12 protein-coding genes are annotated in these 13,264 nt (G+C 74.7%); 3 read left to right on the forward strand and 9 right to left on the reverse strand.

Annotated features, from left to right (window positions below):
- Positions 1-127: 127 nt before the first annotated feature.
- Entirely contained in the window at positions 128-631 is a 504-nt protein-coding gene (locus ACIBCJ_RS11030; RefSeq protein ID WP_133888871.1) for an Lrp/AsnC family transcriptional regulator, read from the forward strand.
- 98 nt (positions 632-729) lie between these two features.
- Here the strand turns inward: ACIBCJ_RS11030 and ACIBCJ_RS11035 are convergent, their stop codons facing one another.
- Both ACIBCJ_RS11035 and ACIBCJ_RS11040 read right to left on the reverse strand, forming a co-directional pair.
- The gene (locus tag ACIBCJ_RS11035) at positions 730-1,332 is read right to left on the reverse strand and encodes a TetR/AcrR family transcriptional regulator (protein WP_362099360.1); all 603 of its coding nucleotides are present in this window, start codon (positions 1,330-1,332) and stop codon (positions 730-732) included.
- Positions 1,329-2,846, reverse strand: coding sequence for a 3-hydroxyacyl-CoA dehydrogenase (locus tag ACIBCJ_RS11040; RefSeq protein WP_365979465.1), 1,518 nt, complete (start codon positions 2,844-2,846; stop codon positions 1,329-1,331). The genes ACIBCJ_RS11035 and ACIBCJ_RS11040 overlap by 4 nt, the downstream gene beginning before the upstream one ends.
- A 192-nt stretch (positions 2,847-3,038) precedes the next feature.
- Between ACIBCJ_RS11040 and paaN the strand changes: the two genes are divergently transcribed.
- On the forward strand, positions 3,039-4,730 hold the full coding sequence (gene paaN, locus ACIBCJ_RS11045; protein WP_365979466.1) for a phenylacetic acid degradation protein PaaN: 1,692 nt from the start codon (positions 3,039-3,041) through the stop codon (positions 4,728-4,730).
- Here the strand turns inward: paaN and ACIBCJ_RS11050 are convergent.
- From ACIBCJ_RS11050 to ACIBCJ_RS11075, 6 genes are all read right to left on the reverse strand, one after another.
- Positions 4,727-5,503 carry a TrmH family RNA methyltransferase gene (locus ACIBCJ_RS11050; RefSeq protein WP_362099351.1) on the reverse strand — a complete coding sequence of 259 codons (777 nt, stop codon included), beginning with the start codon at positions 5,501-5,503 and terminating at the stop codon, positions 4,727-4,729. The genes paaN and ACIBCJ_RS11050 overlap by 4 nt on opposite strands.
- On the reverse strand, positions 5,500-6,837 hold the full coding sequence (locus ACIBCJ_RS11055) for an HTTM domain-containing protein (RefSeq protein ID WP_365979467.1): 1,338 nt from the start codon (positions 6,835-6,837) through the stop codon (positions 5,500-5,502). The genes ACIBCJ_RS11050 and ACIBCJ_RS11055 overlap by 4 nt, the downstream gene beginning before the upstream one ends.
- Entirely contained in the window at positions 6,834-7,547 is a 714-nt protein-coding gene (locus ACIBCJ_RS11060; RefSeq protein ID WP_365979468.1) for a DUF5819 family protein, read from the reverse strand. The genes ACIBCJ_RS11055 and ACIBCJ_RS11060 overlap by 4 nt, the downstream gene beginning before the upstream one ends.
- A gap of 614 nt (positions 7,548-8,161) precedes the next feature.
- Positions 8,162-8,491: a rhodanese-like domain-containing protein gene (locus tag ACIBCJ_RS11065; protein ID WP_362099907.1), complete on the reverse strand. Its 330-nt coding sequence runs from the start codon at positions 8,489-8,491 to the stop codon at positions 8,162-8,164.
- A 49-nt stretch (positions 8,492-8,540) separates the two neighbouring features.
- Complete coding sequence (locus ACIBCJ_RS11070; protein WP_365979469.1) at positions 8,541-9,356, reverse strand: hypothetical protein; 816 nt, start codon at positions 9,354-9,356, stop codon at positions 8,541-8,543.
- Between the two features lie 61 nt (positions 9,357-9,417).
- The gene (locus ACIBCJ_RS11075) at positions 9,418-10,929 is read right to left on the reverse strand and encodes a DUF2252 domain-containing protein (RefSeq protein WP_365979470.1); all 1,512 of its coding nucleotides are present in this window, start codon (positions 10,927-10,929) and stop codon (positions 9,418-9,420) included.
- Between the two features lie 397 nt (positions 10,930-11,326).
- Here ACIBCJ_RS11075 and ACIBCJ_RS11080 point away from each other — a divergent pair, with 397 nt between their 5' ends.
- Entirely contained in the window at positions 11,327-12,223 is an 897-nt protein-coding gene (locus ACIBCJ_RS11080; RefSeq protein WP_365979471.1) for a carbohydrate-binding protein, read from the forward strand.
- Between the two features lie 81 nt (positions 12,224-12,304).
- On the opposite strand, the gene ACIBCJ_RS11085 is transcribed toward ACIBCJ_RS11080, so the two are convergent.
- Positions 12,305-13,237: an NAD(P)-dependent oxidoreductase gene (locus ACIBCJ_RS11085; RefSeq protein WP_365979472.1), complete on the reverse strand. Its 933-nt coding sequence runs from the start codon at positions 13,235-13,237 to the stop codon at positions 12,305-12,307.
- Between the last annotated feature and the right edge of the window lie 27 nt (positions 13,238-13,264).

The raw sequence follows: 13,264 nt of genomic DNA on the forward strand, positions 1-13,264 counted from the left end.
GATTGTTCGGTCGTCGGCACATTTTGGCTACAGGCGGCCCCAGGCTGTGGACAAACGGTTCTCCACAGCCTGAGATGGACGCAGGACGTCCATCAGGGGAAGGCGGGGGCACGTGGCATCTGAACAAATGGCCGATCGCCCCGACGGGGGCGGCGGCCCGGACGAGGCGGGCACCGCGCCGCCCGCGCGCCCGCTGGACTCCATCGACCAGGACATCCTGCGCATGCTCCAAGCGGACGGCCGCGCCTCCATACGGTCGGTCGCGGAGCGGGTGCACGTCTCGCGCGCGAACGCCTACGCGCGCATCAACCGCCTGGTCGAGGACGGCGTCATCCGCGGTTTCGGCGCCCGCGTCGACCACGAGCGCGCCGGGCACGGCACCTCGGCGTACATCACCCTGAAGATCGTCCAGAACTCCTGGCGCACGGTGCGCGCAGAACTGCGCAAACTCCCCGGGGCCTCGCACATCGCCCTGGTGGGCGGCGACTTCGACGTCCTGCTGCTGGTGCACACCCCGGACAACCGGGCCCTGCGCGAGCTGGTGCTCAGCCGCCTCCAGGCCATCCCGGAGGTGCTCAGCACCCGCACCCTGCTGGTCTTCGAGACCGAGGACCTCGAACCGCAGAGCTGATCCGCGGGCCGGCCGGGTGCGGCCAGAGCCGTCCGGTCCGGTTCCAGAGGCCCTGCGCAGGCCGAGGGGCCCGGCGCGGCTCAGCTGCCCCGCGCGGCTCAGGTGGCCCCGCGCAGCCCGCCGAACACCAGCCGCGCCACCGCGTCGGCCACCTCGCGCTCGCCGGTGCCGCCCCGGCCGTCGGGACCGTCGGGCCGGTACCACTCGACGATCGAGTTGATCATGCCGAAGACGAGGCGGGTGGCGAGCCGCACCTCCACGTCGGCGCGCACGTCCCCCTCGGCCGCCGCGTCCTTCAGCAGGGCGGCGACCCGGTGGTCGAACTCGCGCCGCCGCTCCAGCGCCCACCGCTCGGTGCCGGTGTTGCCGCGCACCCGCAGCAGCAGCGTGACGTAGGGCAGCTCGGCCATCAGCACCTCGACCATGCGCCGCACGACGTACTCCAGGCGCTCGGCGGCGGACCCCACGCGCGCGTGCTCCTCGTCGAGGATCCCGAAGAGCTCGTCCAGCGCCCGGCTCACGGCCCGGCGCAGCAGCTCCTCCTTGCCGGTGACGTGGTGGTATATCGACGACTTGGAGATCCCCGCCGCCTTGGACAGGTGCTCCATGGAGGTGCCGTCGTAGCCGCGCTCGATGAAGACCTGCACGGCGACGGACAGCAGCGTCTCGGGCGTGTACGTGTCCCGCTTGGCGGTGGTCATGGGCGGCTGCCTCCGGTGGCGTCGACGGCGTGCGCGTGGCGGAACAGCGCGAGGGAGGGGGCGCAGCGGCCCGCGACGTCACGCCGGTGCAGCTCGGCGAGGAGCGCGTACGCCCACGCGGGGCCGAGCGCACGGCCCCACTCGATGGGGCCCAGCGGGTAGTTGACACCCAGACGCATCGCGGTGTCGACGTCCTCCTCGGTGGCGACGCCCTTGGCGACGGCGTCGTGCGCCAGGTCGACGATCCGTGCGACGGTCCGGGCGACGATCATGCCCGGGACGTCACCGATGACGCTGACCCGCTTGCCGAGCGCCTGGAAGAGCCCCGTGGCCCCGTCGAGCGTCGCGCGCGGTGTGCCGGGAGCGGCGGACAGGGCGACGCGGGTAGCGCGGCCGTAGTCGAGGGCGAGGTCGAAGTGGACGGTGTCGCCCAGCTCCGCGGTGCTGCGGCCGTCGGCGAGCAGGAGCCGGCCGCCGCCGGGCAGGACGAGCCGCCCGACGCCGCCGGAGTCCTTCTCGCGGACCTCGACGCCCGCCTCGCGGATCAGCCCGGGGAGTGCGGCGGCCGGTCCCAGGCCGCCCTCGACGACGACGTACGCGGGTGCCTCGGCCGGTCCGGCGGTGCGCGGCTCGGGCCGCACGGCGCCGTCGCGGTAGTCGTACCAGCCCTGGCCGCTCTTGCGGCCGAGCCGGCCGGACTCCACCAGCCGGCGCTGGGCCAGGGACGGGGCGAAGCGCACGTCCTGGAAGAAGGAGGTCCACACGGAGTGCGTGACCGACTCGTTGACGTCCTGCCCGATGAGGTCGGTCAGCTCGAAGGCGCCCATCCGGAAGCCCCCCGACTCGCGCAGCACGGCGTCGACGGTGGCCGGGTCCGCGCCCTGCTCCTCGAAAACCGTGAGGGCCTCGGCGTAGAAGGGGCGGGCGACGCGGTTGACGATGAAGCCGGGGGTGTCGGCGCAGGCGACCGGGGTCTTGCCCCAGGCGCGGGCCGTCTCGTACGCGCGCGTGGCCGACGCGGGGTCGGTGGCGAACCCGGAGACCACCTCCACCAGCGGCATCAGCGGTGCGGGGTTGAAGAAGTGCAGGCCGACGAAGCGGCCGGGCCCGCGCAGCGCGCCGGCGACGGCGGTGACGGAGAGGGAGGAGGTGTTGGTGGCGAGCAGGCAGTCGTCACCGACGACGTCCTCCAGCGCGCGGAACAGCTCCTGCTTGACGTCCAGCCGTTCCACGACCGCCTCGACGACCAGCGCGCAGTCGGCGAGGGCGTCCAGGGCCCCGGCGGGCACGAGCCGGGCCCGGGCGGCGACCCGTTCGGCGTCGGTGAGGCGGCCCTTCTCGACGAGCCGGTCGAGCCGGGCGCCGATCGCGTCGGCCGCTTCCCCGGCCCGCCCCGGGACGGCGTCGTACAGCCGGACGGGGTGGCCCGCGACCAGCGCCACCTGGGCGATGCCCTGGCCCATGGTGCCGGTGCCGACGACGGCCACGGGGCTGCTGAGGTCGAGTGCTGTCATGTGCGCGATCCTCCCGCACGGGGTTTTCCACAGATGCGGCGGACCCCCTTGTCCCGACCGATCGTTCGGTTACTCTAGCCGTGTCCGCCTGATTCTGCCCAGGTTTCCCCCAGGTCCACGGACTCGTCCGACCGTCGACGGAGCGTCGACGGCGCGCCGGCCGGTCCGTGAGAGACGAGGAGTTGGTCCCGCATGGCCGCCGAACTCACCGCACACCAGCTGATCGCCCAGCACCGGCCGACCCTGGACCTGGCGCTGGAGACGATCCGCACGCGCGCGTACTGGTCCCCCCACCCCGAGAACCCCAAGGCCTACGGGGAGAACGGCAGCCTGGACGCGGCCGCGGGCAAGGCCGCCTTCGACGCCCTGCTCGGCACCCGCCTCGACCTCGGCCAGCCCGGCACCGACGGCTGGGTCGGCGGCGAGGTCTCCCCGTACGGCGTGGAGCTGGGCGTGGAGTACCCGCACGCGGACCTCGACGTGCTGCTGCCCGCCATGAAGGCGGGGCAGAAGGCGTGGCGGGACGCGGGCGCGGAGCTGCGCGCGATGGTCTGCCTGGAGATCCTGCGCCGGATCGCCGACCGGACGACGGAGTTCGCCCACGCGGTCATGCACACCTCCGGACAGGCCTTCATGATGGCCTTCCAGGCGGGCGGCCCGCACGCCCAGGACCGCGGCCTGGAAGCCGTGGCGTACGCGTACGTGGAGCAGTCCCGCACCCCGGAGACCGCGGAGTGGACCAAGCCGCAGGGCAAGCGCGACCCGCTCGCGATGACCAAGCGGTTCACGCCGGTCCCGCGCGGCATCGGCCTGGTCATCGGCTGCAACACCTTCCCGACGTGGAACGGCTACCCGGGCCTGTTCGCCTCCCTGGCCACGGGCAACGCGGTGCTGGTCAAGCCCCACCCGCGCGCGGTCCTGCCGCTCGCCCTCACCGTCCGGGTCGCCCGCGGCGTCCTCACCGAGGCGGGCTTCGACCCGAACCTGGTCGCGCTCGCCGCCGAGCGCCCCGGCGAGGGCATCGCCAAGACCCTGGCGACCCGCCCCGAGATCCGGATCATCGACTACACCGGCTCCAGCTCCTTCGGCGACTGGCTGGAGTCCCACGCCCCCCAGGCGCAGGTGTACACGGAGAAGGCCGGCGTCAACACGGTCCTCGTGGAGTCCACCGACGACTACCAGGGCATGCTCGCCAACCTCGCCTTCTCGCTCTCCTTGTACAGCGGCCAGATGTGCACCACCCCGCAGAACCTGCTGATCCCCCGTGACGGCATCCGCACCGACCAGGGCGCCAAGACCTACGACGAGGTCACCGCCGACCTCGCCCGCGCCGTCGACGGCCTCCTCGGCGACGACGCCCGTGCGAACGCCCTGCTCGGCGCGATCGTCAACCCGGACGTCAAGGCCCGCCTGGAGGCCGCCGCGGGCCTCGGCGAGGTCGCCCTCGCCTCCCGCGAGATCACCAACCCGGAGTTCCCGGGAGCGGTGGTGCGCACCCCGGTGATCGTCAAGCTCGACGCCGCCAAGCCCGAGGACGAGGCCGCCTACACCAGCGAGTGCTTCGGCCCCGTCTCCTTCGCCGTCGCCGTCGACTCCGCCGACCGTGCCGTGCAGCTGCTGCGCCGCAGCATCCGCGAGAAGGGCGCGATGACGGTCGGCGCGTACACGACCGACCCGGAGGTCGAGGAGGCCGTGCAGGAGGTCTGCCTGGACGAGGCGGCCCAGCTCTCCCTGAACCTCACCGGCGGGGTGTACGTCAACCAGACGGCCGCCTTCTCCGACTTCCACGGTTCCGGCGGCAACCCGGCGGCCAACGCGGCCCTGTGCGACGGCGCGTTCGTCGCGAACCGCTTCCGGGTGGTGGAGGTCCGCCGGCCGGCCTAGGCCGCGCCGGGCCCGCGCGGTGCGCCCCCGCCGGCGCTCCAGTGGTACAGCGTCATGGCCACACTGGTCGCGAGGTTGTAGCTGGAGACCTGGGGGCGCATCGGCAGCGCCACCAGGTGATCGGCCCGCGCCCGCAGCTCCCGTGTGAGCCCGCTGCGCTCGGAGCCGAACGCGAGCAGCGCGTCGTCCGGCAGCCGCATGCCCCTGATGTCCTCGCCCTCCGGGTCCAGCGCGAACACCGGCCCGGCCGGCAGCTCCGCGACCTCCAGCCGCTCCACGACGGTCGCGAAGTGCAGCCCCGCCCCGCCGCGCACCACCGTGGGGTGCCAGGGGTCGAGCGTGCCGGTGGTGACCACGCCGGTCGCCCCGAACCCGGCGGCCAGCCGGATCACGGCCCCCGCGTTGCCGAGGTTGCGCGGCTGGTCGAGGACGACGACGGGGGTGCGGCGCGGCGTGTGCGCCAGTGCTTCCCGGCCCGCCGCGCGCGAGGGCCGGACGGCCAGGGCGGCCACCGCCGTGGGGTGCGGCCGCGTGACGAGCGACGCGTACGCCTCCCGCGACACCTCCGTCAGCAGCCCCGCCAGCGTCCCGCGCACGTCCGGCGCCAGCTCGTCGGCGAGGGCCAAAGCTGCCGCCCGGTCACTGGTCACGGCCACCGGCACCTCGGCGCCGAAGCGCAGCGCGTGCTTGAGGGCGTGGAAGCCGTCCAGCAGCACGCACCGGTCGGCGTGCAGGTGCCAGGCGGCCGGCGGGCCGGGGGCGGGATCGCTCATGCCCGGAAGCCTACGTGCGGGTGACCGGGACCCTCCCCGCCCTGCTCGCCGATCTCGTCCTTGCCGCTCTGTCCGCCGCCGTCCGCCGTGCCCGCCCCGGCGCCCTCCCGGGTCCTGGGCCCCGGCACCCTCGCCGTACCGCCGCCCCCGGGCCCGCCCGTCGCTCCCGCCGGTCCCGCAGGTCCCGTGGTGGGCTCCCGGCCGGTCAGGCGGGCCCGCGCGCGTGCCGCCAGGCCGCCCAGCCGGCGCAGGAACGAGGCCGGCAGGAAGACCGCGTCGGCGGCGATCATCGCCAGCGAGAAGAACGGCAGCCCGAGCGTCACCGCGATCACCGCGTGCTCCAGCATCATCGCCGCCAGCAGCACGTTCTTGACCCGCCGGTTGAGCAGCGTGAACGGGAAGGCGACCTGCACCGCGACCGTGCCGTACGTGATGAGCATGACCAGCGTGCCGTTGGCCGCCAGCGCGTCGGAGAGCGCGGGCCACGGCGAGAAGTAGTCCAGGTGCAGCGGGTAGTACACGGCCGTGCCGTCCTGCCAGCGCGAACCCTGGATCTTGTACCAGCCGGCCGTCGCGTAGATGAGACACGCCTCGGCCATGATCACGAGCAGCGCGCCGTTGTGCACGGTGTTGGTCACCACGTCCAGCAGGATCCGCGGCTGGCTGTCCTCCGCACCCCGCCCCACGGCCCACCACAGCCCCAGCGCACCCCACACCGCCCACAGCAGGGCCGGGACGAACCAGTCGCCGCCGAGGAGGCCCGCCGCCGTCACCGTGACCAGCAGAAACCCGAAGACGCACCACAGCACCGGCCCGACCCGGTCCACGGCCCGCTCACCGCGCGCGCGTGCCGCCGCCGCCCGCGCGGCACGACGCGCGTCCAGCGACCACACCCGGCCGCACCGGGTGAGGACCAGGTAGATGCTCATCAGGTGCACGACGTTGTCGCCGCCATCCCCCATGAACACGCTGCGGTTCTGGAGCGAGAGCACGCCGACCATGAACAGCACGGACACGGTCCTGGTGCGCCAGCCCAGCAGGAGCAGCACACTGCTCAGCACGGCCAGCGCGTAGACGATCTCGAACCAGACCCGTCCGTCCGACCACATCAGCACCGTGAAGGCGCCGTTGTCCGCGATCATCTGCTCGGCGAGTTCGTGGCTCCAGGGCCCGTCGGGTCCGTACAGCTCGCCCCGGTGGGGCAGTTCGCGCAGCAGGAAGAGCAGCCAGGTGGCGCTGAAGCCGATGCGGACCACGGCGGTCTGGTACGGGCCGAGCGCGGCACCGGTGACGCGGGCGACGCCGCGGGAGACCGAGAGGGCGACGCCGTTCATGCGGCACCCCCCGCCGCCCCGGACCTCGCGCCCGCGGTCTCCGCGGCCACGGACCACCAGGGCAGCTCGCGGACGGACGGACGGCTGGAGACCTTCTCCCCGCTCCACGAGGGCGGCTCCACGTTCGTGGTCCGGGAACGGTACTGGACCCGCTCGACGACGTCGCCGGATCCCGGCGCGCCCGACCGCTCCAGACGCAGCACGGCGATGCGCCGCAGGTACGTCTCGGCGAGGGCGCCCCGCAGGCCCACCGGACGGTTCTCGGAGTCGTGGCTGGCCACGAAGAAGTCCCAGGCCCGGCGCAGTTCGTTCTGCTGGGTGTGGCTGGGCAGCGGATTGCCGTCGATGGCCCGGCCGTCCTCGGCGGACAGGTCGTACCAGCCGGTCGTCCGTATCCCGCCGTCCGCCGCGGAGACCTCGGCACGGACCTGGACGGAGACGTTCTGCTGGAGCGGGTTGGGGGCGAAGAGCTTCCAGTTCTGCTCGAACTCCGGGAACACCCACTCGTCCACCGCGGCGCCGTGCTGCTTCGTGAGCGTGTTGGACGGGGCCACGTGCAGGAACACCAGGCCCATGTGGGCGCAGACGGCGACCGCGACCACCGCGAGGGCGACCACGGCACCGACCTGGTAGCGCAGGGAGAGCGCGGCGACACCGACACGGGGTTCGGGAGGCGGCGCGGGACGCGGGGCACCGGCTTGTTCCGGCACGACGGCGGGGCACCCGGACGCCCCGGCCCCGTCCGAGGAACCCGCCGACACCTCCGACCCCGCGACGGGAGCCACGGGCCCGGCGGACCGGGCGGACGCGTCGGACGCCGTAGACCCGTCGAGCCCAGTGGACACGTCAGACCCGGCGGACCCGGCCGACCCGTCGGACCCAAGGAACACGTCAGGCCCGTCAGACCCAGTAGTAGACACGTCAGACCCAGCGGACTCGGTGGACCCGGCGGACCCAATGGACACGTCGGACCCGTCAGACCCGGCGGACCGAGCGGGCTCTTCGGACCCGGCGGATGCGTCGGAACCGCCGGTCTCCTCCGCGTCCGCGTCCACCCCGCCGTCCGGCCCGTCCGGCCCGTCCGGCCCGTTCTGCCCCTGCCGGGCGGCCGAGCCCTTGTCGTACGCGTCCATTCCGCCCCGTTCGGTCCCGATCCGTCCATCCGCCCGCCCCGTCACGGGACGCCCGGGCGCCACCCGCGCGGCCGCTCGGCGACGTTCGAACGGGAACGGTACTCAGGACCGGCCGCCCGCACAGCCCCCGGCGGACCGGTCACGCCGTGGGCGTCACCACACCCCGCGGGACCCGGGTCCGGCGGGGAGGCTCAGAGCACGTGTCCCGGCTCGCCCTTGTCGTCCACCACGGGACGCCCGGCCGCGGCCCACTCCTGCATGCCGCCGTCGACGTTCACCGCGTCGACGCCCTGCTGCACGAGGTACATGGTCACCTGCGCCGAGCGGCCGCCGACACGGCAGAGCACGTGCACCCGGCCGTCCTGCGGCGCGGCCTCGGCCAGCTCCCCGTACCGGGCCACGAACTCGCTGAGGGGAATGTGCAGCGCCCCGGCGGCATGACCCGCCTGCCACTCGTCGTCCTCGCGGACGTCCAGCAGGAAGTCGCCGTCCTTGAGGTCGCCGACCCCGACCGTGGGCACACCAGCTCCGAAACTCATGCCCCAGACGCTACCGGAGCCGCCACCCGGCTCAGTCCCGCCCGAGCATCCCCGCCAGCTCCGCCTCCCGCTCGCGCACCTGGGTCGCCAGTTGCCCGGCGATCTCCTCCAGCAGCCGGTCGGGGTCGTCCGGGGCCAGCCTGAGCATGGCGCCGATCGCGCTCTCCTCCAGCTCCTTGGCGAGCAGCGTGAGCATCTCCTTGCGCCGGTCGAGCCATTCGAGCCGGGCGTACAGCTCCTCGCCGCGGCTCGGGCGCCGCTCGGGCACCGGCCCGGCGGCCCACTCCTCGGCCAGCTCGCGCAGCTCCGCCTCGTCGCCGCGGGCGTAGGCGGCGTTGACGCGGGTGATGAACGCCTCGCGCCTGACCCGCTCGTCCTCCTCCTGCGCCAGGTCGGGGTGGGCCTTGCGGGCCAGGTCCCGGTAGAGGCGGCGGGCCTCCTCGCTCGGCCGGACCCGCTGCGGGGGCCTGACCGCCCGGTCCGTCAGCATCGCCGTGGCCTCCGGGAACAGCCCGTCCCCGTCCATCCAGCCGTTCAGCAGCTCCTCGACCCCGGGGATCGGCATCAGCCGGGCCCGCGCCTCGTCGGCCCGGCGCACGTCGTCGGCGTCGCCCGTACGGGCCGCCCTGGCCTCCAGGATCTGCGCCTCCAGCTCCTCCAGGCGCGCGTACACCGGGCCGAGCCGCTGTTCGTGCAGCCGCGAGAAGTTCTCGACCTCCACGCGGAAGGTCTCCAGCGCGATCTCGTACTCGATGAGTGCCTGCTCGGCGGCCCGTACGGCCCGTTCCAGCCGTTCCTCGGGACGCGGGGCACCCTCCTGCTCGGGCTCAGCTTCCGGCGTCGTCACCCGACCAGCCTAGGGGGTGCGGGCAAGGGGAGCCGCCCGCGCGGATCCCCGCCGCTCCCCGTCACACCCCCAGCTCCGCCGCGACGCGCCCCGAACGCACCGCGGCCACCAGCTCCGCGTGGTCCGCCTCGGTGCGGTCGGCGTAGGCGACGGAGAAGGCGGCCACCGCCTCGTCCAGCTCGCCGTTCTTGCCGCAGTAGCCCGCGATCAGCCGCGGGTCGGCGCTGTGCGCGTGGGCCCTGGCCAGCAGGGCGCCGGTCATCCGGCCGTAGTCGTCCAGCTGGTCGGCGGCCAGCGCCGCCGGGTCGACGCTCCCCTTGCGATTGCGGAACTGCCGTACCTGGAAGGGCCGCCCGTCGACGGACGTCCAGCCGAGCAGGTTGTCGCTGACCACCTGCATCCGCTTCTGGCCCATGACGACCCGGCGTCCCTCGTGCAGGGCCTCGGGGGCGTCGAAACCGGCGGTCGCCAGATGGGGCAGCAGCGCGGAGGGCCTGGCCTCCTTGACCTGGAGCACGAGCGGCTCGCCCCGGTGGTCCAGGAGCAGCACGACGTACGACCGCGTGCCCACGCTGCCGGTGCCGACGACCCGGAAGGCCACGTCGTGCACCGCGTACCGGGCCAGCAGCGGCAGCCGGTCCTCGGAGAGCGTGGCCAGGTACGCCTCCAGGGCGCCCGCGACCGCCGCCGCCTCGGCGTCCGTCACCCGGCGCAGCACCGGCGCCGCGTCCACGAAGCGCCGCCCGCCGTCCTCGGTGGCCTCGGTCGACTTCGCCGCGAAGCGCCCGCTGGTGTTGGCCCGCGCCTTCTCCGACACCCGTTCCAGCGTGCCGAGCAGGTCGTGGGCGTCGGTGTGCGAGACGAGTTCCTCGTCGGCGATGGCGTTCCAGGCGTCCAGCGCGGGCAGCTTGGCCAGCAGCCGCATGGTGCGCCGGTAGGCGCGGGCCGCGTCGTGGGCGGCCGTGCGGCAGGTGTCCTCGTCGGCGCCGGCCTCGCGGCCCGCGAGCACGAGCGAGGCCGCGAGCCGCTTGAGGTCCCACTCCCAGGGGCCGTGCACGGTCTCGTCGAAGTCGTTCAGGTCGATGACCAGGCCGCCGCGGGCGTCCCCGTAGAGGCCGAAGTTGGCGGCATGCGCGTCGCCGCAGATCTGCGCGCCGATCCCGGTCACCGGCGTGCGCGCCAGGTCGAACGCCATCAGGCCCGCCGACCCGCGCAGGAAGGCGAACGGCGTGGCCGCCATCCGCCCGGCCCGGATCGGGGTGAGCCCCGGTATCCGGCCGCGGTGGGACTCCTCGACCGCGCTCACCGCGTCCGGCCGGGCGGCGTCCGGGTCGAGGGCCGCGTGCGCGGACCTCGGCACACGCGTACGCAGCGCCTTGCCCTCCGCCTTCGGCGAGCCCGCCCCGGGCCACCGCGCGAACCCGGGGACGACCGGCAGCCGCACGGCACCTTCCGCCGCCCGGTCCCCCTCCGTGCCGCGCGTCGACTCCGTACCCGCGCCCGCACCCGTACGCGCCGTCGGCACCGCCCCGGCCGCCGCCTCCGTGCCCGCCCCCGCCGTCGCCCCGGTCATCCCGGCCGCCCTCCCGTACTCGTCCCTGCCACCGCGTCGTGCCTGCGTCCCGCGCCCGCGCACCACACGCGGGCCCGGTCCGCGGACCCGCCCGCCGGCCCGCCCGGCGCCGCCGTCGGCTCCGACGCGCCACGACCGTACTCCCGCCCGCGCCGCCCGTACACGGGCCCCGGCCCGCCGCCCGCATAACGCCGGGCAGGGGGCGAAGCAGGAGGTGCCCGAGCCCCCCGCGGCGCGCCTACCGTGGCCTGCGATCACCACGGAGCGCGCCCGTCGAAGCAACCACAGCAGCCTGCCCCGCGCCGGCGGGCGCGCTCCCTGTCCCCGACGTCCCGGATGTCGCACGTCCCGTCCAGCTTCCCCAGGGACCACCCACCGAGGAGACCGAGGAACCGCCATGACCTCCCACACCCCCGCCACCCCCGAAGAACCCGAGCCCGGGCCCGGGACCGGTCCCCGCCCGGGCCCCGGCGCCGAGCGCGGCATCAGCCGCAAGACGCTGCTCAGGGCTGCCGTCGCCGCCGGCGCCACCGTCCCGCTGCTCGCCACCGGCGGTATCGCCCTGGCCCGGGACGCCGCCCGCTCCTCCGACGGCCGGACGCTGACACCGACGCCGTACTGCGACGACGGCGACGACCTGACGCCCGACCAGATGGAGGGCCCGTACTTCAAGCCGAACTCGCCGCTGCGCACCAGCCTGGTCACGCCCGGCACCCCCGGCACCCTCCTGACCGTCAGCGGCTACGTCTTCGGCCGGAACTGCGTGCCCCTGTCCGGCGTGCTCCTCGACTTCTGGCAGGCCGACGTCAACGGCGACTACGACATGGCCGGCTTCACCTTCCGCGGCCACCAGTTCACCGACGCCACCGGCGCATTCGCCCTGCGGACGATCGTGCCCGGCCTCTACCCCGGCCGCACCCGGCACATCCACGTCAAGGCGCAGGCCCCCGGCGAGCCCGTGCTCACCACCCAGCTCTACTTCCCCGGCGAGCCCCGCAACAGCACGGACACGATCTTCGACCCGGCCCTGCTGATGAACGTCCGCGGCGCCGGCAACGGCAAGGAGGGCACCTTCGACTTCGTCCTGGACGTGGACGGCGGCACCGGCCCCACGGACCCGCCCACCGACCCGCCCACCGACCCGCCGGGCGGCACCTGGACGAGCGGCCACGCCTACCGCGCCGGCGACCGCGTGACGTACGGCGGACGGTCCTACCGGTGCCTCCAGGCGCACTCCGCGATGACGGGCTGGGAGCCGCCGAACGTGCCGGCGCTGTGGCAGCGCGAGTCCTGACACCGCGCGACGGCGGCAACTGCCCGCCGCCCGACTCCCAGGCCCCCCGACGGTCGCACGACCGTCGGGGGGCCTGGCCGGTCACGGGCGTCCGGCGGGCGACAGCGTCGAGCGGTACCAGGGTTCGGCGCGCCGGAACCCGGTGACGAACGGGTCGCCGGGCGCCGCCCGGAGGTCCGACCAGAGGCTGTCGGACTCGAAGAGGTGGTCGGTCGTCAGCAGATCGACCACGCCCGACAGGACGTCGTCCCCGGCCAACAGACACCGCGCCCGCCCGACCGAGAGATCCCCCCGTGGCCAGGAGATCCCGGCGCAGGCGGCGACGGCGCGCAGGGCCCCGCACACGGCGACCGGTTCCGGGTGCGCCGCGTGGTAGACGGACGCGGACAGCGCCGAGTCGGGCGCGAACGCGGCACCCACCAGGGCCCGGGCCAGATCCGGTACGGCGATCATCGACATCCGCGCGGACCAGCCCGCCACCGTGCCCGGCAGCACGCGCAGCACCCGGGCCATGCCCGGCCCGACCCAGGCGTCCCCCGCCCCGTACACCAGGTGGGGGCGGAGGACGACCCCGCCGGCCGAGAGCACGGCGTCCTCGGCGGCGGCGCGGGTGCGGGACGTCCAGGACCCCGGATTCCGGACGAGTTCCTCGGGCCGCTGGCGCCGGTAGGTACCGCGGCCGTAGACCGAGGCGGTGCTGAGCTGCACGACACGGCGGACCCCGGCCCGCCGTGCCTCCGCGACCAGCGCCGCCGTGCCGTGCGCGTTCACCGCCTCGTTGGCCGCCTCGCCACCGCCTATCTGCGCCGCGCAGTGGATGAGTACGTCGACGCCGTCGCAGACGCCGCGCAGGGTCCCGGGATCGGTCAGGTCGCCCCGTACGCAGCGTGCGGCGGACCGGGGGACGGGACGCCGGTGCGACAGCAGCCTGACGTCGGCCCGCCGCCGTTCGGCCTCGCGGACGACGTGTCGTCCCACGAACCCGGACCCGCCGGTGATCAGTACGGTGAGCACGGGGCACTCTCCCAGGGGGACGGGCCG

The organism is Streptomyces sp. NPDC051136 (assembly GCF_044455745.1).
Taxonomy (GTDB): Bacteria; Actinomycetota; Actinomycetes; order Streptomycetales; family Streptomycetaceae; genus Streptomyces.

Excerpts from the sequence above, each read along its gene's own strand:
- ACIBCJ_RS11030 (WP_133888871.1), top strand. The coding sequence starts at position 128 with ATGGCCGATCGCCCCGACGGGGGCGGCGGCCCGGACGAGGCGGGCACC.
- ACIBCJ_RS11035 (WP_362099360.1), bottom strand. The coding sequence starts at position 1,332 with ATGACCACCGCCAAGCGGGACACGTACACGCCCGAGACGCTGCTGTCC.
- ACIBCJ_RS11040 (WP_365979465.1), bottom strand. The coding sequence starts at position 2,846 with ATGACAGCACTCGACCTCAGCAGCCCCGTGGCCGTCGTCGGCACCGGC.
- paaN (WP_365979466.1), top strand. The coding sequence starts at position 3,039 with ATGGCCGCCGAACTCACCGCACACCAGCTGATCGCCCAGCACCGGCCG.
- ACIBCJ_RS11050 (WP_362099351.1), bottom strand. The coding sequence starts at position 5,503 with ATGAGCGATCCCGCCCCCGGCCCGCCGGCCGCCTGGCACCTGCACGCC.
- ACIBCJ_RS11055 (WP_365979467.1), bottom strand. The coding sequence starts at position 6,837 with ATGAACGGCGTCGCCCTCTCGGTCTCCCGCGGCGTCGCCCGCGTCACC.
- ACIBCJ_RS11075 (WP_365979470.1), bottom strand. The coding sequence starts at position 10,929 with ATGACCGGGGCGACGGCGGGGGCGGGCACGGAGGCGGCGGCCGGGGCG.
- ACIBCJ_RS11080 (WP_365979471.1), top strand. The coding sequence starts at position 11,327 with ATGACCTCCCACACCCCCGCCACCCCCGAAGAACCCGAGCCCGGGCCC.